Here is a 26,766-nt window from a genome sequence, read left to right as displayed (position 1 = left end):
ACCGTGAGGTAAGGGTCATGAATCGCTATGTTTCCGTTCTGGCATTGAGTGGGATTGCCGTGCTCGCGGGCTGTGTCGCCCCGACGCCAAAACCCAATGACCCGTACTACGCGCCGGTGTTGCCACGCACGCCGCTGCCGGCGGCGGCCAACAATGGCTCGATCTACCAGGCCGGTTTCGAACAGAACCTGTACAGCGACCGCAAGGCGTTCCGCGTGGGTGACATCATCACCATCACCCTGAACGAGAAGACCCAGGCCAGCAAGAATGCCAACTCGCAGATCGGCAAGACCAGCAAGACCAGCATTGGCCTGACTTCGCTGTTCGGCGGCGTGCCCAACACCAACAACCCGTTGGGCAGCGGTGACCTGAGCCTTGACGCCGGCTACAGCGGCGACCGTGCCACCAACGGCAAGAGCGCGGCAGGACAGGGCAACAGCCTGACCGGCTCGATCACCGTGACCGTGGCTGACGTGTTGCCCAACGGCATCATCGCCGTACGGGGTGAAAAGTGGATGACCCTCAACACCGGCGATGAGCTGGTGCGCATCGCCGGCATGGTCCGCGCCGATGATATTTCCACCGACAACACCGTGCCGTCGACGCGGATTGCCGATGCGCGCATTACCTACTCGGGTACGGGTTCGTTTGCTGATGCGAGTCAGCCGGGCTGGTTCGACCGTTTCTTCCTTAGCCCGCTGTTCCCTTTCTAGGTGGCCACTTTGAAACTCAAACAGCTGATGGCGGCGGCACTCCTGCTGTCCCTGAGCGCCGTCGCCCAGGCCGAACGCCTGAAGGACATCGCCAGTATTTCCGGCGTGCGTTCGAACCAGTTGATCGGCTACGGCCTGGTGGTAGGGCTCAATGGCACGGGTGACCAGACCACCCAGACCCCGTTCACCTTGCAGACCTTCAACAACATGCTCTCGCAGTTCGGCATCAAGGTGCCGGCAGGCTCGGGCAACGTGCAGCTCAAGAACGTCGCCGCCGTATCGATCAGTGCCGACTTGCCGGCGTTTTCCAAGCCGGGCCAGGTGGTAGACATCACCGTGTCGTCCATCGGTAACTCGAAAAGCCTGCGTGGCGGCACCCTGTTGATGACGCCCCTGAAGGGTATCGACGGCAACGTCTACGCCATCGCCCAGGGCAACCTGGTGGTCGGCGGTTTTGATGCCGAAGGTCGCGACGGTTCGAAGATCACCGTCAACGTGCCGTCGGCCGGGCGTATTCCCGGGGGCGCCACGGTCGAGCGGACCGTGCCGAGTGGTTTCAACCAGGGCAACAGCCTGACCCTGAACCTCAATCGCTCCGACTTCACCACCGCCAAGCGCGTGGTCGACAAGATCAACGACATGCTCGGCCCTGGCGTGGCCCAGGCCATCGACGGCGGCTCGATCCGCGTCACCGCGCCGCTCGACCCAAGCCAGCGCGTCGACTACCTGTCGATCCTGGAAAACCTGGAAGTCGATCCGGGCCAGGCCGTGGCCAAGGTCATCATCAACTCGCGGACCGGCACCATTGTGATCGGCCAGAACGTCAAGGTCTCGCCAGCGGCAGTGACCCACGGCAGCCTGACCGTGACCATCACCGAAGACCCGATTGTCAGCCAGCCTGGCCCGTTGTCCAACGGCCAGACCGCAGTGGTACCGCGTTCGCGCGTCAATGCCCAGCAAGAAGCCAAGCCGATGTTCAAGTTCGGCCCCGGCACCACCCTGGATGAGATTGTCCGCGCGGTGAACCAGGTGGGCGCAGCCCCCGGCGACTTGATGGCGATCCTCGAAGCACTGAAACAGGCCGGCGCCTTGCAAGCCGACCTGATCGTGATCTGAGGCCATGGCCATGGATATGCGCAAGAGCGGGATCAGCAGCACGGCGGACTCGGGGTCCTACTCCGACCTGAACCGGCTTAACCAGCTCAAGGTCGGTGACGACAAGAACAGCGAAGGCAACATGCGCAAAGTGGCGCAGGAGTTCGAGTCGCTGTTCTTGAGCGAGATGCTCAAGTCGATGCGCTCGGCCACTGAAGCGCTGGGCAAGGACAACCCGCTGAACACCCCGGCGGCCAAGCAGTATCAGGAAATGTACGACCAGCAACTGGCGGTCTCGATGTCCCGCGAGGGCGGTGGTATCGGCCTGGCCGACGTGCTGATGCGCCAGATGCAGAAGAACAAGCCGGTGGACGCCCAGGCGGCCACCTTGCAGGGCCCGGCGGCAGCCGAGCCGGTGAAGAAAGCCGCAGTGCCGACCGAGATTGCCGCCGGCACCCAGGCCGAAGGTCCGCTGGGCCGTTCCAATGGCCAGCGCCCACTCTGGGCTTACCGCGTGGCGGTCCCCGAGGGCGCCAGCGCGCATGCCAACGATATGGAGCTGATGAACCAGCGCCGTATCGCGTTGCCGAGCAAACTGACCGATCGCCTGCTGGCCGGCATCGTGCCGAGCACCGACGCAACCACCGTGGCCCAGGCCGCGCCGCTGCGTAACAGCGCGGCTGCCGACAACGTGATCAACAGCAGCGCACGCACCTTTGCCGTGCCCAGCGGGCGCATGCAGGTGTACGGCCGCGCCGTCGCCCAGCCACCGTTGGCGCCGGCGAAGAAGGCCTTCAGCTCGCAGGATGAATTTGTCGCCACCATGTTGCCGATGGCCAAGGCGGCCGCCGCGCGTATTGGCGTCGACCCCAAATACCTGGTGGCCCAGGCCGCCCTGGAAACCGGCTGGGGCAAGTCGGTGATGCGCGCCGAAGACGGCAGCAGCAGCCACAACCTGTTCGGCATCAAGGCCGGCCAGAGTTGGCAAGGCGGCCAGGCGCGCGCAATCACCAGCGAGTTTCGGGATGGGGCAATGGTCAAGGAGACGGCACAGTTCCGCTCCTACAATTCCTACCAGGACAGCTTCCATGACCTGGTGACATTGCTGCAAAGCAATGATCGCTATAAAGAAGTTGTGAAGTCGGCCGACAACCCGGAACAGTTTGTACGCGAGTTGCAAAAAGCCGGATACGCAACCGATCCGGACTACGCCAGCAAGATTTCGCAGATCGCCAAAACGATGAACAGTTACCAGAACTACGCTGCCGCTGGCGCAACCACACATTTATAAGGTCTGAACCATGAGTTTGCTCAGTATCGGGATGTCAGGGCTTAACGCCGCTCAAGGATCGTTGTCGGTCTTGAGTAATAACATTGCCAACGCCAATACCGCGGGCTATTCGCGTCAGCAGACCACCCAGAGCGCCAATGCGTCGAACCCGTACGGCGGCGTGTTCATCGGCAGCGGCACGACCCTGGCTGACGTGCGTCGGGTGTACAACGAGTACCTGGACACCGCCTACCAGAACAGCACCGCGCTCAATAGCGATGCCGCGGCGTACCTGGACCAGGTCAGTGCCGTCGACAAGACGCTGTCGGACAAGACCACCGGCATGTCGGCCGTGCTCAGTTCGTTCTTCGCTGCCGTGCAGACGGCGTCGGCCAACCCCAACGATACGTCGGCCCGCCAGATTCTGCTCACCAACGCCCAGACCTTGAGCAACCGGTTCAACTCGATCTCCAACCAGTTGGGCCAGCAGAAAGAAACCATCAACAGCCAGCTGACCTCGATGGCCGACCAGGTCAATCAACTGACCTCGTCGATTGCTTCCCTGAACAAGCAGATCAACCAGGTCCAGGGCTCGTCGAACACCACGCCGGCCAACCTGCTGGATGCGCGTGCCGAGGCCGTGCGCTCGCTGAACGAGCTGATTGGCGTGACCGCCAGTGAGAAAAACGGCGTGTTCAGTGTCAGCACCGGCAGCGGCCAATCGCTGGTGCTGGGTGACCAGTCCAACACGATTTCTGCAGTACCGAGCAAAGGCGACACCAGCCAATACACGATCCAGCTCAACATGGCCGGGAACACCGCCGTCGACCTGGGCAACGTGATCAGCGGCGGCAGCATCGGCGGCCTGTTGCGCTATCGCAGCGACGTGCTGATGCCGGCGATCAACGACCTGGGTCGGATTGCCATCGTCACCGCCGACGCGATCAACAGCCAGTTGGGCCAGGGTGTGGACCTCAACGGTGAATTCGGCGCCTCGATGTTCAAGGACATCAACAACGCGGCGTCCGTCGCCCTGCGCAGCCAGGCGGCACAAGGCAACACGGGTGACGCCAGCCTGGGCGTGACGATTACGGACAGCAGCAAGCTGACCAACTTCGACTACAAGGTCTCGTTCAACGACGGTACCAACCTCAACAAGGTCACCGTGCTGCGTTCCGACGGCAAGGCCATGGGTACCTACGATCTGAGCGCCACGCCGCCGCCGGTAATCGACGGGGTTACCCTGACGATCAAGAACGGCGCGGCCGGGGTAAAAGAGGGTGACAGCTTCAAGGTCAGCCCGACCGCCAACGGCGCCAAGGAAATCGGCACCGTGCTGACCGATCCGAGCAAGATCGCGTTTGCCGCGCCGTTGCAGGGCGAGGCCGGCAAGAGCAACCAGGGCACCGGCACATTTACGCCACCGACCCTGACGGTGCCCATCGACATTGAGGGCGGGGCTGACGCCGCGCAGCTGCGCGTCGGCATCGCCAACTCGATGCCGGTGAAAATGGTATTCGGCGACAAAGCCGCCGATGGCACCCAGAGCTACACCCTGAGTAACGCCAAGGGTGAGCCTATCGGCACGGGCACTATCGTTCCGGGCCAAGCCAACAAGATCACCATCAATGTGCCGATGCGCGATGCCAGCGGTACTTTGCTCGATCCGGCCAAGAGCTTCAGCTTCGACACCACCGTGGCCGGTTCGCCGACCAGCGGTGACAGCACCTCGTTCTCGTTCAATGCCACCGGCAAGTCCGACAACCGCAACGCCCAGGCGCTGATCGGTCTGCAGACCAAGGCGACCGTCGGTGTTGGGGCGGATGGCAGTGGCGGGCTCAGCCTGGTGGGGGCCAACAGCAAGTTGGTGTCGACCGTCGGCGCCAAGGCCGCTGCGGCCACCACCGACACCACGGCTACCACCGCGCTGTTGACGGCCAACAAGAACGCGCGCAACTCGGTATCCCAGGTCAACCTGGACGAGGAGGCGGGCGACATGATCAAGTTCCAGCAGTACTACACCGCGTCGTCGCAGATCATCAAGGCTGCGCAAGAAACCTTCAGTACGCTGATCAATAGTCTTTAAGGGAGCCTGGGACGATGCGCATTTCTACACAGCAGTACTTCGACACCAGCGCCACGCGCTATACGGATAACTACTCCAGCGTGGTCAAGGCGCAGCAGCAGGCGAGCTCCGGCGTGCGTGTGCAAACCGCCGCGGATGATCCCGTTGCCGCCCAGCGCCTGCTGATGCTGCAACAGCAGAAAGACATGCTGGCCCAGTTCAGCGGCAATATCACCAGCATTCAAAATACGCTGACCAACGAAGAAAGCGTCCTGACTGCGATCAGTAACACGATCCAGGCCGGTAGCCAGCTGGCACTGCGCGCCGGTGGCGTGACCAGTGATGCCGACCGCAAGTCGATTGCGGTCGAGGTGGGCGCGCTTGAGGATCAACTGCTGGGCTTGCTCAACAGCAAGGATTCGGCGGGCAACTACCTGTTCTCCGGCTCCAAGACCGATACTCCGCCGTACTCGCGCAACAACGATGGCACTTATAGCTATCAGGGCGACGAAAACGAGCTGAGCCTGCAAGTCTCCGAGACGCTCAACGTGCGCACCGGCGACACCGGCAAGACCATCCTCGAAGGGGCGGTCAACACCAGTCGCACCCAGTCCAATTACCTCGCACCTGCCACTGCGCCAGTGCCGCCGGCGATTTCGCCGCCGCTGGTGGATGATCACAAGGTCGCGATTTCGGCGGGCCTGGTGGGTTCGGGCATCGACTACACCAAGCAGTTCGCCGATGGCCAGCCGTACAAGGTGACCTTTACCAGCAGCACCCAGTACGTGGTGACGGACAAGGACAACAACAACATTACCTCGCAGCTGCCAGGTAATGGCACGTTCGATTCCACCAAGGAAGGCAGTGCCAGCATCAACATCCGCGGGGTGAAGTTCGATATCACCGTCGACCTCACCGATACCGCCACCGGGCCTGACGCCGATGCGCTGGTCGCCGGGCGCGAATTCAGCCTGAGCGCCAAGCCGGACGCCTTCAACACCTCGCGGACCCCGAGCAACACCTCGTCGGCGCAATTGACCAATGGCCAGGTCAGCAGCGCGGCCGGCTACGCCAGCACCTTTCCGAACAGCGGCGTGTTGATCAAGTTCGATGACACCGACGCGACGGCTTATAAAGTCTATGCCCAGCCGTACACCGCCAACAGCAAGTCGATTGGCGAGGGCGTGATCAACGCCGGCACTCCGCCGGCTCCGAACACGATCACCGCGGCGGGGGTCACTTTCGAGGTGAGCGGCACGCCGAATGTGGGCGATCAGTTCTCGATCGGCAACAGCACCCAGAAAACCCAGAACGCCCTCGACACCCTGAGCCAACTGCGCCAGGCCCTGCAACAGCCGGCAGACGGTATCCCGGGCGCGCGGGTCAAGCTCCAGGACGCCTTGAACGCGGCGGTCGCCAACCTCACCAGTTCGTCCGACCAGGTCGACAACGTGCGCGGTTCCATCGGCGCGCGGCAGAACGCGCTGACGGTGCAGGCCAGCGAAAACACCAGCGTCGGCCTGGCCAATACCAGCACCATGAGTGCGCTGGCCAACGTCGACATGGGCGAGGCGGCGATCAACCTGACCTTGCAGCAAACCATGCTGGAAGCCTCGCAACTGGCGTTTGTGAAAGTCTCGCAGTTGAGCCTGTTCAACAAGATGTAAGCGCTGGCATGTCAAGCGGCCCAGCCTGGAAACAGGCTGGGCCGTTGTCGTTTCTGGGATTTAATTGTTTGAAGGTTTTGCATAAAGCACACAAAATTGAGTGACCTGTGAGTCATAAAGCGCATCTTCACTGTATCGTGTGAAAAGGATAAGTCGTCACAGGGTCCGTGCGGGGCGGCTTTCAGCGAGATTTTTTATGGGGTTATCCCCTTTATTGTCAGCACCCCAGGCGTGGTCCGGGGGTGTTCTCCAGCTATTTAGTATTGGGAAGCCACAATGATTGGCATAAAAAGCATCGCCAGTTACGTGCCGGCAGACGGGATCGATAACTACGCCCAGGGTGCCAAATTCGCCAAGGATGAAGAGTTCATCATTGGCAAGATCGGCTCGGCCTTCCTGCCGCGCAAGGAAGCGGCGCAGGAAACCTCTGACCTGTGTGTCGAGGCGGTCAACGCTTTGTTTGCCAACAACCCGGATTTGAAGCGCGAGTCCATCGACGCGCTGATCGTCGTCACCCAGAACGGCGACGAAGAGGGCCTGCCCCACACTGCCGCCATCGTCCAGGACAAACTGGGCCTGCCGACTCACGTCGCCGCCTTTGATATCTCCCTGGGCTGCTCCGGCTATGTCTACGGCATCTACGCGATGAAGGGCTTCATGGAAGCCGCCGGCCTGAAAAACGGCCTGCTGATCACCGCCGACCCGTATTCGAAGATCGTCGACCCGGAAGACCGCAACACCACCATGCTGTTCGGTGATGCCGCCACCGCTACCTGGATGGGCGAAGACGCGCCGTGGTTGCTCGGCAAGTCCAAGTTCGGCACCGACGGTTCCGGCGCGCCGCACCTGAAGGTCAGCGATGGCGTGTTCTTCATGAATGGTCGCCAGGTATTCAACTTCGCCTTGCTCAAGGTGCCGGCGCATTTGCACGAGCTGCTCGATGAGTCGCAGCTCAAGGCCGATGACATCGATGCATTCTGTATTCACCAGGGCAGTGCGGCGATTGTCGACGCCGTGGCGCGTCGTTTCGAAGATGCGCCGGTGGACAAGTTCATCAAGGACATGGTCGAGACCGGCAACACCGTGTCGTCGAGCATTCCGCTGCTGTTGGAAAAGCACGTGATGGACGCCACCTGGAAGCGCGTGGCCATCAGCGGTTTCGGGGTTGGCCTGTCGTGGGGTTCGGCGATTCTCTATCGCCCGTGACGCTTTAATAGCGACAAACAAAAACGCCGATGATCGAAAGATCATCGGCGTTTTTTATTTGGCGCCAGAAAAGCCAATGTTTGTTGGGTTTTGCGCAGGCGTAAACCCTTGAATTGCAAGGGGTGGCACGGCGCCAGTAAAAAAAATCAAAAAAATCCTCAAGCAACCGGCTACCACGACGATAACTATTACGTAGGTTCTCAGGCCACACCCGGCGGTTGCCAGGGCCGGAAGCCGCAGTATCCATCCAACGAGGATTTCGTCATGGCTTTAACAGTAAACACCAACATTGCTTCGATCACTACTCAGGGCAACCTGAACAAAGCTGGCGGCGCCCTGGCCACTTCCATGCAGCGCCTGTCTTCCGGCCTGCGTATCAACAGCGCTAAAGACGACGCTGCCGGCCTGCAGATCTCCAATCGCCTGACCAGCCAGATTAACGGCCTGGGCCAAGCTGTCAAAAACGCCAACGATGGTATTTCCATCGCTCAGACTGCTGAAGGCGCAATGCAGGCTTCGACCGACATCCTGCAGAAAATGCGTACCCTGGCTCTGTCCTCCGCTACTGGCTCCCTCAGTGCTGACGACCGTAAGTCGAACAATGACGAATACCAGGCTCTGACTTCGGAACTGACCCGTATCTCGCAGACCACTACCTTCGGTGGCCAGAAGCTGCTGGACGGTTCGTACGGTACCAAAGCAATTCAGGTTGGCGCCAATGCTAACGAAACCATTAACCTGAGCTTGGACAACGTCGCGGCGAATAACATCGGCTCGCAGCAGATCAAGTCGGGGGCGATTAACGTGCAGGCCGACACCAAAATTACCGTTACTGGTAATGGTCAGTCGGAAGGCGTAGACATCAAACAAGGCGCCTCGGCAAAAGATATCGCCAAAGGCCTGAATGGTTTGATCGGTGGTTTGAGCGCTACTGCCAGCACCGAAGCGAAATTCACCGTCGATGCAGCAGCTGCCAAAGCGGCACCGGCATCGTTCACCCTTACTGTCGGTGGTCAGGACGTTCAATTCGTAGGTGTTACCAGTAATGCCAACTTGGCTGATCAATTGAAGTCAAATGCTGCCAAGCTGGGCATTAGCGTTAGCTACGACCAGACCAAAGATGAGTTGACTGTTAAATCAGACTCGGGTGAAAACCTGGCTTTCACCGCGGCAACTGATGCTGGTTCCGTTCTGGTAGCGACTAAAGATGGTACGGGCAAATTTGGCACTGGTGTTGCAGTTACTAGCACCTTGGTCGCTACCGGTGCGGTCAGTCTTGACTCGGCCAGCAGCTACTCGTTGACTGGTACAGGCACTGGTGTTGCCGATATCTTCGGTACTAATACTGCATCCGAAAAAACCAGCATTGCCCAAACTAGCGTTACTAGTTCCGACAACGCTCAAAACGCACTTGCTGTAATTGACAAAGCGATCGGTACCATCGACGGCGTGCGTTCGGGCTTGGGTGCTACCCAGAACCGCTTGACCACCACTGTAGACAACCTGCAGAACATTCAGAAAAACTCCACTGCTGCGCGTTCCACCGTTCAGGATGTCGACTTCGCTGCTGAAACCGCCGAACTGACCAAGCAACAAACCCTGCAATCGGCTTCTACCGCGATCCTGTCGCAGGCTAACCAGCTGCCATCCGCTGTACTGAAGCTGCTTCAGTAATCCCAGCGCTTGGTAACTAACGGAAGGGCGCGTCTACGTGCCCTTCCGTTTTTTCGGTTTAGAGGAGATTGGACATGGACATGAGTGTAAAGCTGAACCAGTCTTATCCGCCGGTTGCACCTCAGAGCGCGCCTGTTCAAGTGGCAGCCGACAAAAGCACCACCCAAGTCCAGGAAGTCCCCGCCATCGGCAAACAGCCTGAGCGTGCGGACCTGGAAAAAGCGGTAACCGATATTCGCGAATTCGTACAAGCTGCCCAGCGCAGCCTGGATTTTTCCATTGATGACACGACTCACCGTGTGGTGGTCAAGGTCATCAATACCGACAATGGTGAAGTGATTCGCCAGATTCCGTCGGAAACGGCATTGAAACTGGCACAGAGCCTCTCCAGCGCAAGCCACGTGTTGTTTGACGACAAGGCTTGAGCTGGCATGAAACTTGTTGCTGAGTTGTCTTGAGGCGTAATAAGTCAAGATAACGGCAGCCACCGAACAGGAGATAGATGATGGCGGGTTCAACGGTAAGTGGTATCGGTTCGAACATCGATACGCAAGCGATCGTGACATCCTTGGTCAATGCCGAAAAGGTGCCCAAGCAGACGCAGATCAATACCGCGTCCCAGAAGGCGACCACCACGCTGTCTTCGATCGGCAAGATTCAGGCAGCGCTGGATGCGTTTCGTGGTGCGCTGGACACTATGGCCGCGAGCTCCGGCTTCACGGGTTTGACCGGTTCATCCTCGGATGAAAAAGTTGCGACAATGACGGCGAGCAACACGGCCTCCAACGGCAGCTTTCGGTTGATTGTCAGTCAGCTTGCCCAGGCCTCGAAGCTGTCGACCCAGAATTTCAAGGGCGGTACCTCGACGGTGGTGAATACCACTGACAAGCCGACGACATTGACTATCAGCCAGTCCGGCAAGAACTACGACGTCAGTATTCCTGTTGGCGCGACGTTGCAGCAGGTGCGTGACTCGATCAACACCCAGTTCGGCACCTCGGGGCTCAGTGCGAACATCCAGACCGACTCCAACGGCTCGCGGTTGATCCTGACCTCGACCACCATGGGCACCGGTTCGGACCTGAAGCTGTCGGGTAATTCGGGCCTGGATGTCGGCTCGACTGTTGTTGATGAACCCAAGGATGCGTTGTACAGCATTGACGGCGTTGCTTCGGTTTCCAAAACCAACAACATCGAAGGCGCGTTGAGTGGCGTGAATATCAAGTTGGTATCGGTTTCGGCGCTCAAGACTCCGGGGGATGACAGTGAAAACCCTGATCGAAACGCGACCCTCATCACCGTCAGCACCAACAACGCCGCGCTCAAGTCTGGGGTCAAGGGTTTCGTCGACACCTACAACGCCCTGATCACCGCCATGAACGCCGAAACCAAGGTCACCACCAACCTCGATGGCAGCACCACGGGGGCGACCCTGACGGGCGACTCCACCATGCGCTCGCTCCAGGCGGCCATCCGTAATGAGTTCAACGCGCTGTCGGGCACTGGTCAGTTCAAGTCCCTGGCTCAATTCGGTGTCGTCACCAACTCGAGCACCAGCCTGCTGAGCATCGACGACAAAAAGTGGGACGCCGCGGTAAAAACCAACGCCGCCGATATCAACAGCATGTTCACCGGCCCAAGCGGCATGCTGGCGCGCATGAAAAGCGCCACCGACGACTACGCCAAGTCCACCACCGGCATCCTGGCAACGCGCTCCACCTCGTTGTCCGACACGCTCAAGGACCTGACCAAGCAACAGTCCTCCCTGGACGAGCGCATGGACGTGCTGACCAAGAGCCTTTCGGACAAGTACAACGCCATGGACACCCTGGTTGCCCAGTTGCGCCAGCAAAGCACCAGTGTGATGACCACGCTCAATGCGCTGAACAACCCAAAGACCAATAGTTGATCGCTGCGAATAAAAAAAGGCCAGGCAACCTGCCTGGCCTTTTTTTATCGAGAGACGACTGGCGCTAAAGCTTTTTGCGAACCCGTCGACATATTGGTTACTGAAACCCTTTTCGCTGTCGCCTGTCACGAGGTAGAAACATGAATCCCATGAGAGCCCTTCGCCAATACCAGAAGGTCAATTCCCATGCTCAGATCTCCGAAGCCAGCCCTCATCGCCTGGTGCAGATGCTGATGGAAGGCGGGCTGGACCGCATGGCCCAGGCCAAAGGTGCGCTGGCGCGTGGTGACATCGCGCAGAAGGGCCTGATGCTTGGCAAGGCTATCGATATCGTGATCGGGCTGCGTGATGGCCTGGATGCAGAAAAGAGTAATAACCCGGCTCACGTCCAGCAGTTGGAAAGTCTGTATGCGTACATGACCAACCGCCTGATGGAGGCGAACCTGCATAACGACGCCGACATGATCGACGAAGTGGCGCGTTTGTTGATTACCGTGAAAGAAGGCTGGGATGCCATCGCCGCGCCACAGGCTGTAACCGAGTAAGGCGCAGCAGAGAAGGGCCTGAGGGCCTTGAGGACTATGTGATGAGCCAAGCACTGCAACGCATTGATGAAACCCGTGAGGCGCTGATGGGCGCGCTGGCGGACCGTAATTGGGACGCGATTGGCGAGCTCGACATGGGGTGTCGCGACGTGATCGAGCAGGTGCTCAGTGAGGCGCCGGTCGACGAGGATGCGTTGCGTGAGAAGCTTGAGAGCCTGCTCGCGGTTTACCAGCAATTGCTTGAGGTGACGACGGGCGAGCGGCAGGCGATTTTCGAAGAGATGTCGCAGATCAACCAAGCGAAAAATGCGTCAAAGGTTTACCATCTGTTCGGCTGAATGAGCTCAGTTAATCCGAACGGCGCGTCATATATTTGACTGTGCCAGCATTTTTGACTTAACTAGTGCTGTTTTCAGATTTCAGACGTCTAGTAAGGCATGAAGTCTTACAGGCGTCTCGATTGCCCTCACTCTTGGGGCAGAGCGTTTTACTAGGGAAGTTGCTATTGCATGTGGCGTGAAACCAAAATTCTGCTGATTGATGACGATAGCGTCCGCCGCCGCGATTTAGCGGTGATTTTGAATTTTCTTGGCGAAGAAAATTTGCCCTGCGGCAGCCATGATTGGCAGCAGGCGGTCAGCTCATTGTCATCGAGCCGTGAAGTCATTTGTGTGCTGATCGGGACGGTGAACGCTCCTGGCGCTGTTTTGGGCTTGTTAAAGACACTGTCAACCTGGGATGAGTTCCTTCCGGTGTTGCTGATGGGCGATATTTCTTCTATCGACCTGCCTGAAGACCAGCGCCGCCGCGTGCTGTCCACCCTGGAAATGCCGCCCAGCTACAGCAAATTGCTCGACTCCCTGCACCGTGCCCAGGTCTATCGCGAGATGTATGACCAGGCACGCGAGCGCGGTCGCCACCGCGAACCCAACCTGTTCCGCAGCCTCGTCGGCACCAGTCGTGCGATCCAGCACGTGCGCCAGATGATGCAGCAAGTGGCTGACACCGACGCCAGCGTGCTGATCCTCGGCGAGTCGGGCACCGGCAAGGAAGTGGTCGCACGCAACCTGCACTATCACTCCAAGCGCCGCGACGGGCCTTTTGTGCCGGTCAACTGCGGGGCGATTCCGGCCGAGCTGCTGGAAAGCGAATTGTTCGGCCATGAGAAGGGCGCCTTTACCGGGGCGATCACCAGCCGTGCCGGGCGTTTCGAACTGGCCAACGGCGGCACGCTGTTCCTCGACGAAATCGGCGACATGCCGCTGCCGATGCAGGTCAAGCTGCTGCGCGTGCTGCAGGAACGCACCTTCGAACGTGTGGGCAGCAACAAGACCCAAAGCGTCGACGTGCGCATCATCGCGGCCACCCACAAGAACCTCGAGAGCATGATCGAGGTGGGCAGCTTCCGCGAAGACCTGTACTACCGCCTCAACGTATTCCCGATCGAGATGGCCCCGCTGCGCGAACGCGTGGAAGACATCCCGCTGCTGATGAACGAACTGATCTCGCGCATGGAGCACGAAAAGCGCGGCTCGATCCGTTTCAACTCGGCGGCGATCATGTCCCTGTGCCGCCACGGCTGGCCGGGTAACGTTCGCGAGCTGGCCAACCTGGTGGAGCGCATGGCGATCATGCACCCCTACGGCGTGATCGGCGTGGTCGAGTTGCCGAAGAAATTCCGCTACGTCGACGATGAAGACGAGCAACTGGTCGACAGCCTGCGCAGTGATATGGAAGAGCGGGTCGCCATCAACGGCCACACCCCGGACTTCGGCTCTACCGCCATGCTGCCGCCCGAAGGCCTTGATCTCAAGGACTACCTCGGCAACCTCGAACAGGGGCTGATCCAGCAGGCGTTGGATGACGCCAATGGCATCGTCGCGCGGGCTGCCGAGCGCCTGCGCATCCGCCGAACCACCCTGGTTGAGAAGATGCGCAAGTACGGCATGAGCCGCAAAGAAGGTGATGAACAGGCGGATGATTGACGCCTGTTTTCCAAACCGCTGAAATTTCAGCGGTTTTTTTTCGGCACAACTATTGCTACAGCCCTCGCAACGTTCCGTTTAACTGACGGTCAGCCAAGCGAGAGAGCATGATGCCCCACGCCGCCCAACTATCTTCGGTCCCTGTCCTGCAGGGGCCTGCCCCGTCTGTAGAAGAACTCAGCCGCAATGGCCTGGAGCAGGCCTTTTCGCTGTTCAACCAGATGTCGAGCCAATTGACTGACTCCTACAGCCTGCTGGAAGCCCGGGTCTCCGAGCTTAAAGGCGAGCTGGCGGTGGTCAGTGCCCAGCGCATGGAAGAGCTGGCCGAGAAAGAGCGCCTGGCCAACCGTCTGCAAAACCTGCTGTCGCTGTTGCCGGGCGGCGTGATCGTGATTGACGATCAGGGCCGAGTGCGCGAAGCCAACCCGGCGGCCTGCGACATGCTCGGCCTGCCCCTGGAAGGTGAGCTGTGGCGCCATGTCATCACGCGCTGCTTTGCGCCGCGCGAAGACGACGGCCACGAAATCTCCCTGAAGGACGGGCGCCGCTTATCCATCGCTACCCGTTCCCTGGATGCGGAGCCGGGCCAGCTGGTGCTGCTCAACGACCTGACTGAAACCCGTCACCTGCAAGACCAGCTGGCGCGCCACGAGCGTTTGTCGTCGCTGGGGCGGATGGTCGCTTCTTTGGCGCATCAGATCCGCACGCCCCTGTCGGCGGCGTTGATCTACGCCAGTCATTTGACTGATGAGCAATTGCCCGCTGCCACCCACCAGCGATTTGCCGGGCGCCTCAAGGAGCGCTTGCACGAGTTGGAGCACCAGGTGCGCGACATGCTGGTGTTTGCCCGTGGCGAATTGCCGCTGACTGACCGCATCACTCCGGCCGCGCTGATGCAGGCCCTGCAGGCTGCAGCCGCGACGCATATTCAAGACGTCCAGGTGCGCTGGCAGTGCGACAGTCATCTCGGTGAGCTGCTGTGCAACCGCGACACCCTGGTCGGCTCGCTGCTCAACCTGATCGAAAACGCCACCCAGGCCAGCGGCCCCGGCGCGCGCCTCAAGGTGCACCTGTACAGCCGCGAGCAAACCCTGCGCCTGTGCATCAGTGACAGCGGCAGCGGTATCGACCCGGTCGTATTGCAGCGCCTGGGCGAGCCGTTTTTTACCACCAAGACCAACGGTACCGGCCTCGGCCTGACCGTGGTCAAGGCGGTGGCACGTGCCCATCAGGGAGAATTGCAACTGCACTCCCGGGTCGGGCGTGGCACCTGTGCATTGATGACCTTGCCGCTGTTTTCATGCGCGGCAGGCGCGGAGTAAAAAGTAATGGCTATCAAGGTTCTGTTGGTGGAAGACGATCGCGCCCTGCGTGAAGCATTGGCTGACACGCTGTTGCTGGCGGGCCATGACTACCGGGCGGTCGGTTCTGCCGAGGACGCCTTGGAGGCGGTCGAGCAGGAAACCTTCAGCCTGGTGGTCAGCGACGTGAACATGCCCGGCATGGACGGCCACCAGTTGCTCGGCCTGCTGCGTGCGCGCCAGCCGCAACTGCCGGTGTTGCTGATGACCGCCCATGGCGCCGTTGAGCGCGCGGTGGACGCAATGCGCCAGGGCGCGGCGGATTACCTGGTCAAGCCTTTCGAGCCCAAGGCCCTGATCGAACTGGTGGCGCGGCATGCCCTGGGCGTGATCACGGCCAGTGACAGCGAGGGCCCGATTGCCTTCGAACCGGCCAGCGCGCAGTTGCTGGAACTGGCGGCCCGCGTGGCGCGCAGCGATTCGACTGTGTTGATTTCCGGCGAGTCCGGTACCGGTAAAGAGGTGCTGGCGCGCTATATCCACCAGCAATCGACTCGCGCCAAACAACCGTTCATCGCCATCAACTGCGCGGCGATCCCCGACAACATGCTCGAAGCCACGCTGTTCGGCCACGAAAAGGGCTCCTTTACCGGCGCCATCGCGGCCCAGGCGGGCAAGTTCGAACAGGCGGACGGCGGCACCATCTTGCTCGATGAGATCTCGGAGATGCCCCTGGGCCTGCAGGCCAAGCTGCTGCGGGTGTTGCAGGAGCGTGAAGTGGAACGTGTGGGCGCGCGCAAGCCGATCCAGCTGGATATTCGCGTGGTAGCCACCACCAACCGAGACCTTGCCGGTGAAGTGGCGGCGGGGCGCTTCCGTGAGGATCTGTTCTACCGCCTCTCGGTGTTTCCGCTGGCCTGGCGTCCGTTGCGCGAACGCCCGGCGGATATCATTCCACTGGCCGAGCGCCTGCTGAACAACCACGTCAAAAAAATGAAGCATGCCCAGGCGCGGCTCTCGGCCGAGGCCCAGGCGTGCCTGATCGGCTATCCATGGCCGGGCAACGTGCGCGAATTGGACAACGCTATCCAGCGCGCGCTGATTTTGCAGCAGGGCGGCTTGATCCAGCCCCAGGATTTCTGCCTGGCCATGGGCAGTGGCGCAGCGCCGCTCCCGACCCTGGCGCCGGTGCCGGTGGTCGCCGAAACCGAGACCGCCGGGGCCCTGGGCGACGACCTGCGTCGCCGCGAATTCCAGATGATCATCGACACCCTGCGCGCCGAGCGCGGCCGCCGCAAGGAAGCCGCCGAACGCCTGGGGATCAGCCCACGCACGCTGCGCTACAAGCTGGCACAGATGCGCGACGCCGGGATGGATGTCGAGGCTTATCTTTTCGCCACCTGATCGGTAACAAGGCGGACAAGCTTTGTCGCCTTTTCTTACGAGTTGCTACAGAGCTGGCACCCTTGTTGCTACCTCCCCTAGTAATTGCTGCGTAGTGTCAAAAATTTGCGGGTTGTCGGGAGAGAGAAGGTCATGAGCCAGGGTATTGAGTTCAATCGGTTGATGTTGGATATGCGCTCCATGCAAATGGATGCCATGGCTCAACCGAAATCCGTCGCGCCAGCGCCGGAATTGGGCCAAAGCAGCTTCGCCGACATGCTCGGCAAAGCTATCAACAAAGTCAGTGATACCCAGCAAGCCTCCAACCAGTTGGCCAATGCGTTCGAGATCGGCAAAAGCGGCGTGGACCTCACCGATGTGATGGTCGCCTCGCAAAAGGCCAGCGTCTCGTTCCAGGCCCTGACCCAAGTGCGTAACAAGCTGGTTCAAGCCTACCAAGACATCATGCAGATGCCGGTTTAAGGACGAGATTTAAGTCATGGCAGAAGCAGTCGTGGACAACGTACCCGCCAAGGCAGACGGCAAGCCGCCGCTGTTTGGCCTGTCGTTCCTGGAAAACCTCTCGGAAATGACCATGTTGCGTCAGGTGGGCCTGATGGTCGGCCTGGCTGCCAGCGTGGCGATTGGTTTTGCCGTGGTGTTGTGGTCGCAGCAACCCGATTACCGGCCGCTGTACGGCAGCCTGGCGGGCATGGATTCCAAGCAGATCATGGAAACCCTGTCGGCTGCCGACATTTCCTACACTGTAGAGCCCAACTCCGGCGCTCTGCTGGTCAAGGCCGACGACGTGGCCCGGGCGCGGATGAAACTCGCGGCGGCTGGCGTGACCCCGTCCGACAGCAACATCGGTTTTGAAATCCTCGACAAGGACCAGGGCCTGGGGACCAGCCAGTTCATGGAAGCCACTCGCTATCGTCGTGGCCTCGAAGGCGAACTCGCCCGCACCATCTCCAGCCTCAACAACGTCAAGGGCGCCCGCGTGCACCTGGCTATTCCGAAAAGCTCGGTGTTCGTGCGCGATGAGCGCAAGCCAAGCGCCTCGGTATTGGTCGAACTGTTTTCCGGCCGCTCCCTGGAGCCTGGCCAGGTCCTGGCAATCATCAACCTGGTGGCCACCAGCGTTCCCGAATTGAGCAAGTCGCAAATCACCGTGGTCGACCAGAAGGGCAACCTGCTGTCCGACCAGGCTGAAAACTCCGCGCTGACCCAGGCCGGCAAGCAGTTCGACTACAGCCGCCGCATGGAAAGCATGCTCACCCAGCGTGTGCATAACATCCTGCAACCGGTGCTGGGCAACGACCGCTACAAGGCTGAAGTGTCTGCCGATGTGGACTTCAGCGCCGTCGAATCGACCTCCGAGCAGTTCAACCCCGACCAGCCGGCCTTGCGCAGCGAGCAGTCGACCAGCGAACAACGCACCGCCAGCAATGGCCCGCAAGGTGTGCCGGGTGCCCTGAGCAACCAGCCACCGGCACCGGCCACCGCGCCGCAAACCACCGGTGGCGCTGCCGCGACTGCTGGTGCAGTGCAACCTGGCCAGCCGCTGCTGGACGCCAACGGCCAGCAGATCATGGACCCGGCCACCGGCCAGCCGATGCTCGCCCCGTACCCGGCGGACAAGCGTAACCAGTCCACCAAGAACTTCGAACTCGACCGTTCCATCAGCCACACCAAGCAACAACAGGGCCGTGTCAATCGCCTGTCGGTGTCGGTGGTGGTCGATGACCAGGTCAAGGTCAACCCGGCTGACGGTGCGGTCACCCGTGCGCCCTGGAGCGCCGACGAATTGGCGCGCTTCACTCGCCTGGTGCAGGACGCCGTCGGTTTTGACGCCAGCCGTGGCGACAGCGTCAGTGTGATCAACATGCCGTTCTCCGCCGAGCGTGGCGAAGTGATCGCCGACCCGGCGTTCTACACGCAGCCGTGGTTCTGGGACATCGTCAAGCAAGTGCTGGGTGTGTTGTTCATCCTGGTGCTGGTGTTCGGCGTGCTGCGCCCGGTGCTCAACAACATCACCGGCAACGGCAAGAAACAACTCGCGGCCTTCGGTGGCAGCGACGTCGAGTTGGGTGGCATGGGCGGCCTGGATGGCGAACTGGCCAACGACCGCGTCAGCCTCGGCGGCCCGCAAAGCATCCTGTTGCCAAGCCCGAGCGAAGGCTATGACGCTCAGCTGAATGCAATCAAGAGTCTGGTGGCAGAAGACCCGGGCCGTGTGGCCCAGGTCGTGAAAGAGTGGATCAACGCAGATGAGTGATAATCGAGCCGCTGTTGCCAAGCTCACCAAGGTCGACAAAGCCGCTGTATTGCTGCTGTCGCTGGGTGAAACCGACGCCGCCCAAGTGCTGCGCCACATGGGCCCTAAAGAAGTCCAGCGGGTTGGCGTGGCCATGGCGCAGATGCGCAATGTGCACCGTGAGCAGGTCGAGCAGGTGATGAGTGAGTTCGTCGAGATCGTCGGCGACCAGACCAGCCTGGGCGTCGGCTCCGACAGCTACATCCGCAAGATGCTCACCTCGGCCCTGGGCGAAGACAAGGCCAACGGCCTGATCGACCGCATCCTGCTGGGTGGCAACACCAGCGGCCTCGACAGCCTCAAATGGATGGAGCCGCGCGCCGTCGCCGACGTGATCCGCTACGAGCACCCGCAGATCCAGGCTATCGTCGTGGCGTACCTCGACCCGGACCAGGCCGGTGAAGTGCTTGGCCACTTCGACCATAAAGTGCGCCTGGACATCATCCTGCGCGTGTCGTCGCTGAACACTGTGCAGCCGGCGGCCCTGAAAGAACTCAACACGATTCTCGAGAAGCAGTTCTCGGGCAACTCGAATGCCTCGCGGACCACCCTGGGCGGTATCAAGCGCGCGGCCGACATCATGAACTTCCTCGACAGCTCGGTCGAAGGCCAGTTGATGGACTCGATCCGCGAGATCGACGACACCCTGTCCGGCCAGATCGAAGACCTCATGTTCGTGTTCAACAACCTCTCCGATGTCGACGACCGTGGCATCCAGGCGCTGCTGCGCGAGGTGTCTTCCGACGTGCTGGTGCTGGCGCTCAAGGGCTCCGACGAGAACGTCAAGGAGAAGATCTTCAAGAACATGTCCAAGCGTGCTTCCGAGCTGCTGCGCGACGACCTCGAGGCCAAGGGCCCGGTGCGCGTCAGCGACGTGGAAACCGCGCAGAAAGAGATCCTCACCATTGCCCGCCGTATGGCCGAAGCCGGAGAAATCGTTCTCGGCGGGAAGGGCGGCGAAGAAATGATTTAAGGCGCCACTCATGTCGAACAAAGATGGGGCTCCCAGCGATCTGATTCGCGCGCGGGATGTCGGCGGGTTCGACATCTGGTCGTTGCCCAGCTTCGATCCGCATGTGCCGGAGCCCGAGCCGGAACCGGTGGAAGAGCCGCCTGCGGAAATGGAAGAAGTGCCGCTGGAAGAAGTCCAGCCACTGACCCTGGAAGAGTTGGAGAGCATCCGCCAGGAGGCCTACAACGAAGGGTTTTCCGCCGGTGAAAAAGACGGTTTTCGCAGCACCACCCTCAAGGTGCGCCAGGAGGCCGAGGCGGCGCTCGCCGTCAAGCTGGCCAGCCTGGAGCGCTTGATGGGCGGCCTGTTCGACCCCATCGCCGAGCAGGATTCGCAGATCGAGAAAGCCATGGTCGGCCTGGTGGAGCATATCGCCCGCCAGGTGATCCAGCGTGAGCTGGTGCTCGATTCCAGCCACATCGAAAGCGTGATGCGCGAAGCGCTCAAGTTGCTGCCGCTGGGCGTCGGCAATGTGCGGCTGTACATCAACCCGCAGGATTTCGAACAGGTCAAGGCCCTGCGCGAGCGCCATGAAGAAACCTGGCGCATCGTCGAGGACGCCTCCCTGCAGCCAGGGGGTTGCCGCGTCGAGACCGAGCACAGCCGCATCGATGCGACGGTGGAAACCCGTATCAGCCAAATCATGGCCAAGCTGTTCGACCAACTCCACGAACAAGCCCTGCACCCGGCCGAGCCTGACCTGAGTGTGGACCTGGACGCCCCTGATGCGCCTTGATCGCACCAGCTTCGCCAAACGCCTGGGTGGCTATGCCGAAGCCACCGAATTGGCTGGCCAACCGATCCTCGAAGGGCGCCTGTTGCGCATGGTCGGCCTGACCCTGGAGGCCGAGGGCCTGCGCGCGGCCATGGGCAGCCGCTGCCTGGTGATCAACGACGACAGCTACCACCCGGTGCAGGTCGAAGCCGAAGTGATGGGCTTTTCCGGCAGCAAGATTTTCCTGATGCCCGTCGGTAGCCTGGCCGGCATCGCCCCGGGTGCCCGCGTGGTGCCGTTGGCTGATACCGGTCGCCTGCCCATGGGCATGAGCATGCTCGGCCGCGTACTCGACGGCGCCGGTCGCGCGCTGGACGGCAAGGGCGGGATGAAGGCCGAAGACTGGGTGCCGATGGACGGCCCGACCATCAACCCGCTGAACCGCAACCCGATCAGCGTGCCGCTGGACGTGGGCATTCGCAGCATCAACGGATTATTGACGGTCGGTCGCGGCCAGCGTCTGGGCCTGTTCGCCGGTACCGGCGTGGGTAAGTCGGTGTTGCTCGGCATGATGACCCGCTTTACCGAGGCCGACATCATTGTGGTGGGGCTGATCGGCGAGCGGGGTCGTGAGGTCAAGGAGTTCATCGAGCACAGCCTCGGTGAAGAAGGCCTCAAGCGCTCGGTGGTGGTCGCATCCCCGGCCGACGATGCACCGCTGATGCGTTTGCGCGCCGCGATGTATTGCACGCGCATCGCCGAATATTTTCGCGACAAGGGCAAGAACGTCCTGTTGCTGATGGACTCGCTCACGCGTTTTGCCCAGGCCCAGCGGGAAATCGCCCTGGCCATCGGTGAGCCGCCGGCCACCAAGGGCTATCCGCCGTCGGTGTTTGCCAAGCTGCCCAAGTTGGTGGAGCGCGCCGGTAATGCCGAAGCCGGTGGGGGCTCGATCACCGCGTTCTACACCGTATTGTCCGAAGGCGATGACCAGCAGGACCCGATTGCCGACTCGGCGCGGGGTGTACTCGACGGCCACATCGTACTGTCGCGGCGCCTGGCGGAAGAGGGGCACTATCCGGCCATCGACATCGAGGCGTCGATCAGCCGGGTGATGCCGGCCGTGGTCACGCCGGAGCACATGGCGCGCGCGCAGCATTTCAAACAGTTGTGGTCGCGCTACCAGCAGAGTCGCGACCTGATCAGTGTCGGCGCCTATGTGGCCGGTGGTGATCGCGAGACCGACCTGGCGATCGCCCTGCAACCGCAGTTGGTGACCTACCTGCGCCAGGGCCTCAACGACAAGATCAGCATGGGTGAAAGCGAAGCGCACCTGGGCTCGATCTTCGCCCCGGCGCCAGGCGGCTAAGCCATGGCCAGCACGCGTTCCTCACGTCTGGCCCCGGTGGTGGACATGGCCGAAAAGGCCGAGAAAACCGCCGTGCAGCGCCTGGGGTATTTCCAGGGCCAGGTGCGTCTGGCGGAAAGCAAGCTGGGCGACCTCGAGCGTTTTCGCAGCGAGTACCAGCAGCAATGGATCGAACGCGGCAGCAAGGGCGTTTCCGGCCAGTGGCTGATGGGCTACCAGGGCTTTCTCAACCAGTTGGAAACCGCCGTCGGCCAACAGCGCCAGAGCCTGGCCTGGCACCAGAACAATCTCGATAAAGCCCGCGAGAGCTGGCAAGCGGCGTTTGCGCGGGTCGAAGGCCTGCGCAAACTGGTGCAGCGCTACATCGACGAGGCGCGGGCCATCGAGGACAAGCGTGAGCAGAAGCTGCTCGACGAACTGTCCCAGCGTCTGCCGCGTCAATCCCAATTCTAAAAAGGTGGCAGCGGGCTTGCTCGCGAAGGCGGTATGTCAGTTTGCATCTGTGGTGGCTGACAGACTGCTTTCGTGAACAAGCCCGCTCGCGCATTTGATTCGCTGTGTTGCTCAGATCCGCTTCGCCTGCTAAACCTTGTTGCACATTGCCAATGACAAGGAAGCAGTCGTATGTCAGTCGAGTCAGAAGTATCCCTGGATGGGACGAAATTGACGATTACCATCAAGGGGCGGTTCGATTTCGGTAGCCACCAAGCCTTTCGTGATGCCTACGAGCGGTTTTACAAAGTGCCCGAGATCTATGTGGTGGACTTGAAGCACACCACTTATATGGACAGCTCGGCCCTGGGCATGCTCCTGCTGCTGCGTGACCATGCCGGTGGCGATAACGCCGAGGTTCAGGTGATCAACAGTAATTCTGACGTGCGCAAGATCCTCGCCATTTCCAACTTCGACAAATTGTTCGACCTCACTTGAGCGTCCTGGCCCCGGTTCCTGAAGCGCTGAGCATATTGATCGCCGAAGACAGCGCCGCCGATCTGCTGTTGCTGTCGACGATCATCCGGCGTCAGGGCCACCAGGTGCTGACCGCCACCAACGGCGCGCAAGCGGTTGAGGTGTTCGCCCGCGAGCGGCCGCAGCTGGTGCTGATGGATGCGCTGATGCCGGTGATGGACGGCTTTGAGGCGGCCCGCCGCATCAAGCAACTGGCCGGCGAGGCGCTGGTGCCGATTATCTTCCTCACCTCCCTGCGCGAAAGCGAAGCGCTGGCCCAATGCCTGGATGCCGGCGGTGACGACTTCCTGCCCAAGCCCTACAACCAACTGATCCTGGCCGCGAAGATCAACGCCATGGACCGCCTGCGCCGGTTGCAGGCCACCGTGTTGCAGCAGCGCGACCTGATCGCCAGGCACCACGACTATCTATTGCATGAGCAGCGGGTCGCCAAGGCCGTGTTCGACAAGGTCGCCCATTCCGGCTGCATCAATGCCGCGCCGAACATTCGCTACCTGCAATCGCCCTATGCATTGTTCAACGGTGACTTGCTGCTGGCGGCCTACACGCCGTCCGGCGACATGCACGTGCTGCTCGGCGACTTCACCGGCCACGGCCTGCCGGCAGCGGTGGGCGCGATGCCGCTGGCGGAAGTGTTCTACGGCATGACCGCCAAGGGCTACGGCCTGGCGCAGACCCTGCGCGAGATGAACGCCAAGCTCAAGCGCATCCTGCCGGTGGACATGTTCTGCTGCGCCACCCTGTTGTGCCTGAGCACGCAGCGCCGCGTGGTGGAGGTGTGGAACGGTGGCATGCCCGATGGCTATGTGCATGAAGTCGCCAGTGGCAAGCGCACGCCGCTGCAGTCGCGGCATTTGCCGTTGGGCGTGCTTTCGGCCGACGCTTTTGATGATCGCACCGAAGTCTGGCCCATGGCCTTGGGCGACCGCGTGTTCCTGCTGTCCGATGGTGTGCTGGACACCGCTGACGCGAATGATCAATTGTTTGGCGCCGAGCGTTTGCAGCAAGTGTTCGCCGCCAATCGCGAGCCGGATCGGCTGTTCGAGGACATTGAACAGGCGCTGGCGGCCTTTCGCGGCGAGGCGCGGGATGACGTGAGCATGGTGGAAATCACCCTGCAGCCCGGCCAGTCGTTGCGCGCGACCGGGCCGTTGTATGCCGACAGCGGCCAGTCGTGCCCGCTGGATTGGTCGGTGAGTTTCGAGTTCCGCGCCGAAACCCTCAAGCGCTACAACCCGTTGCCCTACCTGCTGCAGCTGTTGCTGGAGATCCACGGCCTGCGTGAGCAGAGCGGGGCGCTGTACAGCGTGATGGCCGAGCTGTATTCCAACGCGCTGGAGCACGGCGTGCTGGGCCTGGACTCGCGGCTCAAGCGCGATGCCCAGGGGTTTACCGAGTATTACCGCCAGCGCAACGATCGCCTGGCGCAGCTGAACAGCGGTTATGTGCGCGTGCACGTGCAGGTGGTGCCCACCGAAGCGGGCGGCAAGATGACCTTGCGCCTGGAAGACAGCGGGCCGGGGTTCGACGTCGAACAGGTACTGGCCCGCCCGTTGGATATCGACCGTCTGTCCGGCCGCGGGCTGAGCCTGGTGCGCCAGTTGAGCAGCGATGTACGCTGGTCCGATGGCGGGCGCAGTGTCTGCGTGGAGTTTTGCTGGGGGGCTCTGGCATAATCCGCCGATTCTTGATCAAGGAGCGAGCAAGTGGTTGATATTCATCTGGACCCAGACGTGTTGTCGGGTTTGCAGGAAGTCATGGAAGGCGAGTACCCCAAGCTGCTCGATACCTTTCTCGATGATTCCCAGAAGCGCGTCGAAGCCCTGCGCAAGGCCCGCGACGACGCCAAGGCGCTGGGGCGCATCGCCCATAGCTTCAAGGGTAGCAGCGGCAACCTCGGCGCGGTGCGCCTGGCGCAGTTGTGCCAGCGGCTGGAGGTCGAGTCGGTTGAGTCCTCGGCGGACCTGGGGGCGCTGGTGGATCAGATTGATCATGAGTTTGCGTTGGTGAAGCCGTTGTATGAGTCCGAGCGGCAGCGGTTTGGCGTGTAGTTGGGGGGTGTACGTATCCATATCAGCCATTACCTGAATAACGGATAGGTACACAACAAAACCAAGCCCAAGTAAAACCTGGCCCGACTCTTGCTCTATCTCCCGATACTGCATCCCCGATCCCCATGCAGTGGAGACCTTTACCTATGCCAGTCGCCCCTAATTCGCTCCTTCAGGCTGCCCCCGCGGCCAAGCCTCAAGCGTCCGCCGCCCCGCAGCCGGTTGCGGATGCGGACCCACGGGACAAGGGCCCTGGCTTCGCACAGGTGTTCGCCAACCAAGGCGCCAAGCCCGCGATCAAGGCCGACGACAACTCGGCCAAGTCCACACGGGACAAGCCTTCCGACAACTCTGCCAAGCCTGTCGCCAGCAGCGACAAGCCTGCCGCCAGCACGCCAGCGGTTGCCGATAGCGGCAATACCTTGCCTGCCACGCCGCCGGCCAAGTCCGATGACAGTGCCAGCACCGATGACGACGCGCCGGTCGATCCGACCCTGGTGCAGCAGCCCCCGACCGACCCGGTGGTCGATCCGGCGTTGATTGCCACGGTCACGCCGGTGGTCGTGCCGGTGCCGGTGCAGACCCCGGCACCGGCGGCTGCCGCCCAGGACGACAGCGCCCAGCCGGTGGTTGCGGCGCCGATCGCGGCCACCGAGGACGCCAAGCCGGCATTCGACCCCGAGGCCGATCCACTGGATGCGATGCCGGCCGTGCGCCTGGCGATGGAGCAGGGCGGGCATGTGTCGGCCAGCAGCCAGGCACCGGCAAAAACCGCCCCGGCGCCGACCCAGGACCAGCCGACGGCCGCGCAGAACTTTGCTGCCGGCCTGGCCAACATGGTCGACCAGCAAGCCACCAAGGACAGCACTGACTCCGGCGGCGAGAAGGCCTTCAGCGGGCTGATCGAAGGCGGCCTCAAGGACCTCAAGGAAGCCAGCAGCGACACGCGCGTCGATGACTTCGCCAATCGCCTTGCCGCGCTGACCCAGGCCGCCACGCCGAAAACCGCCAATGCGCTGCCGCCCACGACCAATGCGCCGCTGGCCATGCACCAGAGCGGCTGGACCGACGAGATCGTCAACCGCGTCATGTACCTCTCCAGCGCCAACCTCAAGTCGGCTGAGATCCAGTTGCAGCCGGCCGAACTCGGCCGCCTGGACATCAAGGTCAACATGACGGCCGACCAGCAGGCCCAGGTCAACTTCATGAGCGCCCACCCGGTGGTGCGTGAAGCGCTGGAAAGCCAGTCCGGCCGCCTGCGGGAGATGTTCGCCCAGCAAGGCATGGGCCAGGTCGACGTCAACGTGTCCGACCAGTCCCGTGGCCAGGAGCAGCAGCAACAGCAGGCCCAGACCCGTGGCGTGAGTGGCACGGGTGGGCGCGGCGGCGACAACGGCGACAATGCCAGTCACGGCGATGTGGCTGAGGCCGTCGCGCCGGTGACGTCTACCGTGATCGGCTCCAGCGCCGTCGACTATTACGCCTGATCCCTGTCAACACCGGGTCAATGTGGGAGCTGG

General features: G+C 61.4%; 24 protein-coding genes. All 24 read left to right on the top strand.

Features of this window, described 5'->3' with window-relative positions; genetic code table 11:
* Window positions 1–17 precede the first annotated feature (17 nt).
* Window positions 18–713 carry a flagellar basal body L-ring protein FlgH gene (gene flgH, locus NTD80_RS01260; RefSeq protein ID WP_003214607.1) on the top strand — a complete coding sequence of 232 codons (696 nt, stop codon included), beginning with the start codon at window positions 18–20 and terminating at the stop codon, window positions 711–713.
* A gap of 27 nt (window positions 714–740) precedes the next feature.
* Entirely contained in the window at window positions 741–1,829 is a 1,089-nt protein-coding gene (locus NTD80_RS01255; RefSeq protein WP_033901075.1) for a flagellar basal body P-ring protein FlgI, read from the top strand.
* A gap of 4 nt (window positions 1,830–1,833) precedes the next feature.
* Window positions 1,834–3,099, top strand: a complete 1,266-nt coding sequence (flgJ, locus tag NTD80_RS01250) for a flagellar assembly peptidoglycan hydrolase FlgJ (RefSeq protein WP_065909782.1) — start codon at window positions 1,834–1,836, stop codon at window positions 3,097–3,099.
* Between the two features lie 10 nt (window positions 3,100–3,109).
* Window positions 3,110–5,164 carry a flagellar hook-associated protein FlgK gene (flgK, locus tag NTD80_RS01245; protein WP_120449346.1) on the top strand — a complete coding sequence of 685 codons (2,055 nt, stop codon included), beginning with the start codon at window positions 3,110–3,112 and terminating at the stop codon, window positions 5,162–5,164.
* A 14-nt stretch (window positions 5,165–5,178) separates the two neighbouring features.
* A complete protein-coding gene (locus NTD80_RS01240) occupies window positions 5,179–6,810 on the top strand; it encodes a flagellar hook-associated protein 3 (protein ID WP_262131800.1) in 1,632 nt (543 codons plus the stop codon).
* Between the two features lie 276 nt (window positions 6,811–7,086).
* Window positions 7,087–8,016, top strand: coding sequence for a ketoacyl-ACP synthase III (locus NTD80_RS01235; protein WP_065909788.1), 930 nt, complete (start codon window positions 7,087–7,089; stop codon window positions 8,014–8,016).
* A 264-nt stretch (window positions 8,017–8,280) separates the two neighbouring features.
* Window positions 8,281–9,690: a flagellin gene (locus NTD80_RS01230; protein WP_262131799.1), complete on the top strand. Its 1,410-nt coding sequence runs from the start codon at window positions 8,281–8,283 to the stop codon at window positions 9,688–9,690.
* Between the two features lie 74 nt (window positions 9,691–9,764).
* Entirely contained in the window at window positions 9,765–10,115 is a 351-nt protein-coding gene (locus NTD80_RS01225; RefSeq protein ID WP_262131798.1) for a flagellar protein FlaG, read from the top strand.
* Window positions 10,116–10,195: 80 nt separating this feature from the next.
* Complete coding sequence (gene fliD, locus NTD80_RS01220) at window positions 10,196–11,599, top strand: flagellar filament capping protein FliD (protein WP_262131797.1); 1,404 nt, start codon at window positions 10,196–10,198, stop codon at window positions 11,597–11,599.
* Window positions 11,600–11,739: 140 nt separating this feature from the next.
* Entirely contained in the window at window positions 11,740–12,144 is a 405-nt protein-coding gene (fliS, locus tag NTD80_RS01215) for a flagellar export chaperone FliS (protein ID WP_262131795.1), read from the top strand.
* Window positions 12,145–12,185: 41 nt separating this feature from the next.
* The gene (fliT, locus tag NTD80_RS01210) at window positions 12,186–12,482 is read left to right on the top strand and encodes a flagellar protein FliT (RefSeq protein ID WP_028617332.1); all 297 of its coding nucleotides are present in this window, start codon (window positions 12,186–12,188) and stop codon (window positions 12,480–12,482) included.
* Window positions 12,483–12,653: 171 nt separating this feature from the next.
* Window positions 12,654–14,129 carry a sigma-54 dependent transcriptional regulator gene (locus NTD80_RS01205; protein WP_065909797.1) on the top strand — a complete coding sequence of 492 codons (1,476 nt, stop codon included), beginning with the start codon at window positions 12,654–12,656 and terminating at the stop codon, window positions 14,127–14,129.
* Window positions 14,130–14,239: 110 nt separating this feature from the next.
* A complete protein-coding gene (locus tag NTD80_RS01200) occupies window positions 14,240–15,451 on the top strand; it encodes a sensor histidine kinase (protein WP_106805615.1) in 1,212 nt (403 codons plus the stop codon).
* A gap of 6 nt (window positions 15,452–15,457) precedes the next feature.
* A complete protein-coding gene (locus NTD80_RS01195; protein ID WP_065909799.1) occupies window positions 15,458–16,834 on the top strand; it encodes a sigma-54-dependent transcriptional regulator in 1,377 nt (458 codons plus the stop codon).
* A gap of 132 nt (window positions 16,835–16,966) precedes the next feature.
* Window positions 16,967–17,296: a flagellar hook-basal body complex protein FliE gene (gene fliE, locus NTD80_RS01190; protein ID WP_065909800.1), complete on the top strand. Its 330-nt coding sequence runs from the start codon at window positions 16,967–16,969 to the stop codon at window positions 17,294–17,296.
* Window positions 17,297–17,312: 16 nt separating this feature from the next.
* On the top strand, window positions 17,313–19,091 hold the full coding sequence (gene fliF, locus NTD80_RS01185) for a flagellar basal-body MS-ring/collar protein FliF (protein ID WP_065909802.1): 1,779 nt from the start codon (window positions 17,313–17,315) through the stop codon (window positions 19,089–19,091).
* Entirely contained in the window at window positions 19,084–20,103 is a 1,020-nt protein-coding gene (fliG, locus tag NTD80_RS01180; RefSeq protein WP_010208743.1) for a flagellar motor switch protein FliG, read from the top strand. Before fliF ends, fliG begins: the two co-directional genes overlap by 8 nt.
* A 10-nt stretch (window positions 20,104–20,113) precedes the next feature.
* Complete coding sequence (gene fliH, locus NTD80_RS01175) at window positions 20,114–20,878, top strand: flagellar assembly protein FliH (RefSeq protein WP_065909803.1); 765 nt, start codon at window positions 20,114–20,116, stop codon at window positions 20,876–20,878.
* Window positions 20,868–22,226, top strand: coding sequence for a flagellar protein export ATPase FliI (gene fliI, locus NTD80_RS01170; protein WP_065909805.1), 1,359 nt, complete (start codon window positions 20,868–20,870; stop codon window positions 22,224–22,226). The genes fliH and fliI overlap by 11 nt, the downstream gene beginning before the upstream one ends.
* A 3-nt stretch (window positions 22,227–22,229) precedes the next feature.
* Window positions 22,230–22,679, top strand: a complete 450-nt coding sequence (gene fliJ / locus NTD80_RS01165; RefSeq protein ID WP_065909807.1) for a flagellar export protein FliJ — start codon at window positions 22,230–22,232, stop codon at window positions 22,677–22,679.
* A gap of 171 nt (window positions 22,680–22,850) precedes the next feature.
* Window positions 22,851–23,156 carry an STAS domain-containing protein gene (locus NTD80_RS01160; RefSeq protein ID WP_106803036.1) on the top strand — a complete coding sequence of 102 codons (306 nt, stop codon included), beginning with the start codon at window positions 22,851–22,853 and terminating at the stop codon, window positions 23,154–23,156.
* Window positions 23,153–24,871 (top strand): fused response regulator/phosphatase, encoded by a 1,719-nt coding sequence (locus NTD80_RS01155; RefSeq protein WP_262131786.1) that lies wholly within the window; start codon window positions 23,153–23,155, stop codon window positions 24,869–24,871. The genes NTD80_RS01160 and NTD80_RS01155 overlap by 4 nt, the downstream gene beginning before the upstream one ends.
* 30 nt (window positions 24,872–24,901) lie before the next feature.
* Window positions 24,902–25,246, top strand: coding sequence for an Hpt domain-containing protein (locus tag NTD80_RS01150; RefSeq protein WP_065909810.1), 345 nt, complete (start codon window positions 24,902–24,904; stop codon window positions 25,244–25,246).
* 146 nt (window positions 25,247–25,392) lie between these two features.
* Window positions 25,393–26,733 carry a flagellar hook-length control protein FliK gene (locus NTD80_RS01145; protein ID WP_262131784.1) on the top strand — a complete coding sequence of 447 codons (1,341 nt, stop codon included), beginning with the start codon at window positions 25,393–25,395 and terminating at the stop codon, window positions 26,731–26,733.
* The last annotated feature ends 33 nt before the right edge of the window (window positions 26,734–26,766 follow it).

This window comes from Pseudomonas sp. 13B_2.1_Bac1, assembly GCF_025466155.1.
GTDB lineage: Bacteria > Pseudomonadota > Gammaproteobacteria > Pseudomonadales > Pseudomonadaceae > Aquipseudomonas > Aquipseudomonas aylmerensis.
The sequence above is the reverse complement of the archived record's forward strand: the minus strand, read 5'-3'. Positions and strand labels throughout refer to the sequence as shown.

Bases quoted from the DNA above. Each gene is read 5' to 3' on its own strand.
- flgH (WP_003214607.1), top strand. From the start codon at position 18: ATGAATCGCTATGTTTCCGTTCTGGCATTGAGTGGGATTGCCGTGCTC.
- NTD80_RS01255 (WP_033901075.1), top strand. From the start codon at position 741: ATGGCGGCGGCACTCCTGCTGTCCCTGAGCGCCGTCGCCCAGGCCGAA.
- flgJ (WP_065909782.1), top strand. From the start codon at position 1,834: ATGGCCATGGATATGCGCAAGAGCGGGATCAGCAGCACGGCGGACTCG.
- flgK (WP_120449346.1), top strand. From the start codon at position 3,110: ATGAGTTTGCTCAGTATCGGGATGTCAGGGCTTAACGCCGCTCAAGGA.
- NTD80_RS01240 (WP_262131800.1), top strand. From the start codon at position 5,179: ATGCGCATTTCTACACAGCAGTACTTCGACACCAGCGCCACGCGCTAT.
- NTD80_RS01235 (WP_065909788.1), top strand. From the start codon at position 7,087: ATGATTGGCATAAAAAGCATCGCCAGTTACGTGCCGGCAGACGGGATC.
- NTD80_RS01230 (WP_262131799.1), top strand. From the start codon at position 8,281: ATGGCTTTAACAGTAAACACCAACATTGCTTCGATCACTACTCAGGGC.
- NTD80_RS01225 (WP_262131798.1), top strand. From the start codon at position 9,765: ATGGACATGAGTGTAAAGCTGAACCAGTCTTATCCGCCGGTTGCACCT.
- fliD (WP_262131797.1), top strand. From the start codon at position 10,196: ATGGCGGGTTCAACGGTAAGTGGTATCGGTTCGAACATCGATACGCAA.
- fliS (WP_262131795.1), top strand. From the start codon at position 11,740: ATGAATCCCATGAGAGCCCTTCGCCAATACCAGAAGGTCAATTCCCAT.
- fliT (WP_028617332.1), top strand. From the start codon at position 12,186: ATGAGCCAAGCACTGCAACGCATTGATGAAACCCGTGAGGCGCTGATG.
- NTD80_RS01205 (WP_065909797.1), top strand. From the start codon at position 12,654: ATGTGGCGTGAAACCAAAATTCTGCTGATTGATGACGATAGCGTCCGC.
- NTD80_RS01200 (WP_106805615.1), top strand. From the start codon at position 14,240: ATGCCCCACGCCGCCCAACTATCTTCGGTCCCTGTCCTGCAGGGGCCT.
- NTD80_RS01195 (WP_065909799.1), top strand. From the start codon at position 15,458: ATGGCTATCAAGGTTCTGTTGGTGGAAGACGATCGCGCCCTGCGTGAA.
- fliE (WP_065909800.1), top strand. From the start codon at position 16,967: ATGAGCCAGGGTATTGAGTTCAATCGGTTGATGTTGGATATGCGCTCC.
- fliF (WP_065909802.1), top strand. From the start codon at position 17,313: ATGGCAGAAGCAGTCGTGGACAACGTACCCGCCAAGGCAGACGGCAAG.
- fliG (WP_010208743.1), top strand. From the start codon at position 19,084: ATGAGTGATAATCGAGCCGCTGTTGCCAAGCTCACCAAGGTCGACAAA.
- fliH (WP_065909803.1), top strand. From the start codon at position 20,114: ATGTCGAACAAAGATGGGGCTCCCAGCGATCTGATTCGCGCGCGGGAT.
- fliI (WP_065909805.1), top strand. From the start codon at position 20,868: ATGCGCCTTGATCGCACCAGCTTCGCCAAACGCCTGGGTGGCTATGCC.
- fliJ (WP_065909807.1), top strand. From the start codon at position 22,230: ATGGCCAGCACGCGTTCCTCACGTCTGGCCCCGGTGGTGGACATGGCC.
- NTD80_RS01160 (WP_106803036.1), top strand. From the start codon at position 22,851: ATGTCAGTCGAGTCAGAAGTATCCCTGGATGGGACGAAATTGACGATT.
- NTD80_RS01145 (WP_262131784.1), top strand. From the start codon at position 25,393: ATGCCAGTCGCCCCTAATTCGCTCCTTCAGGCTGCCCCCGCGGCCAAG.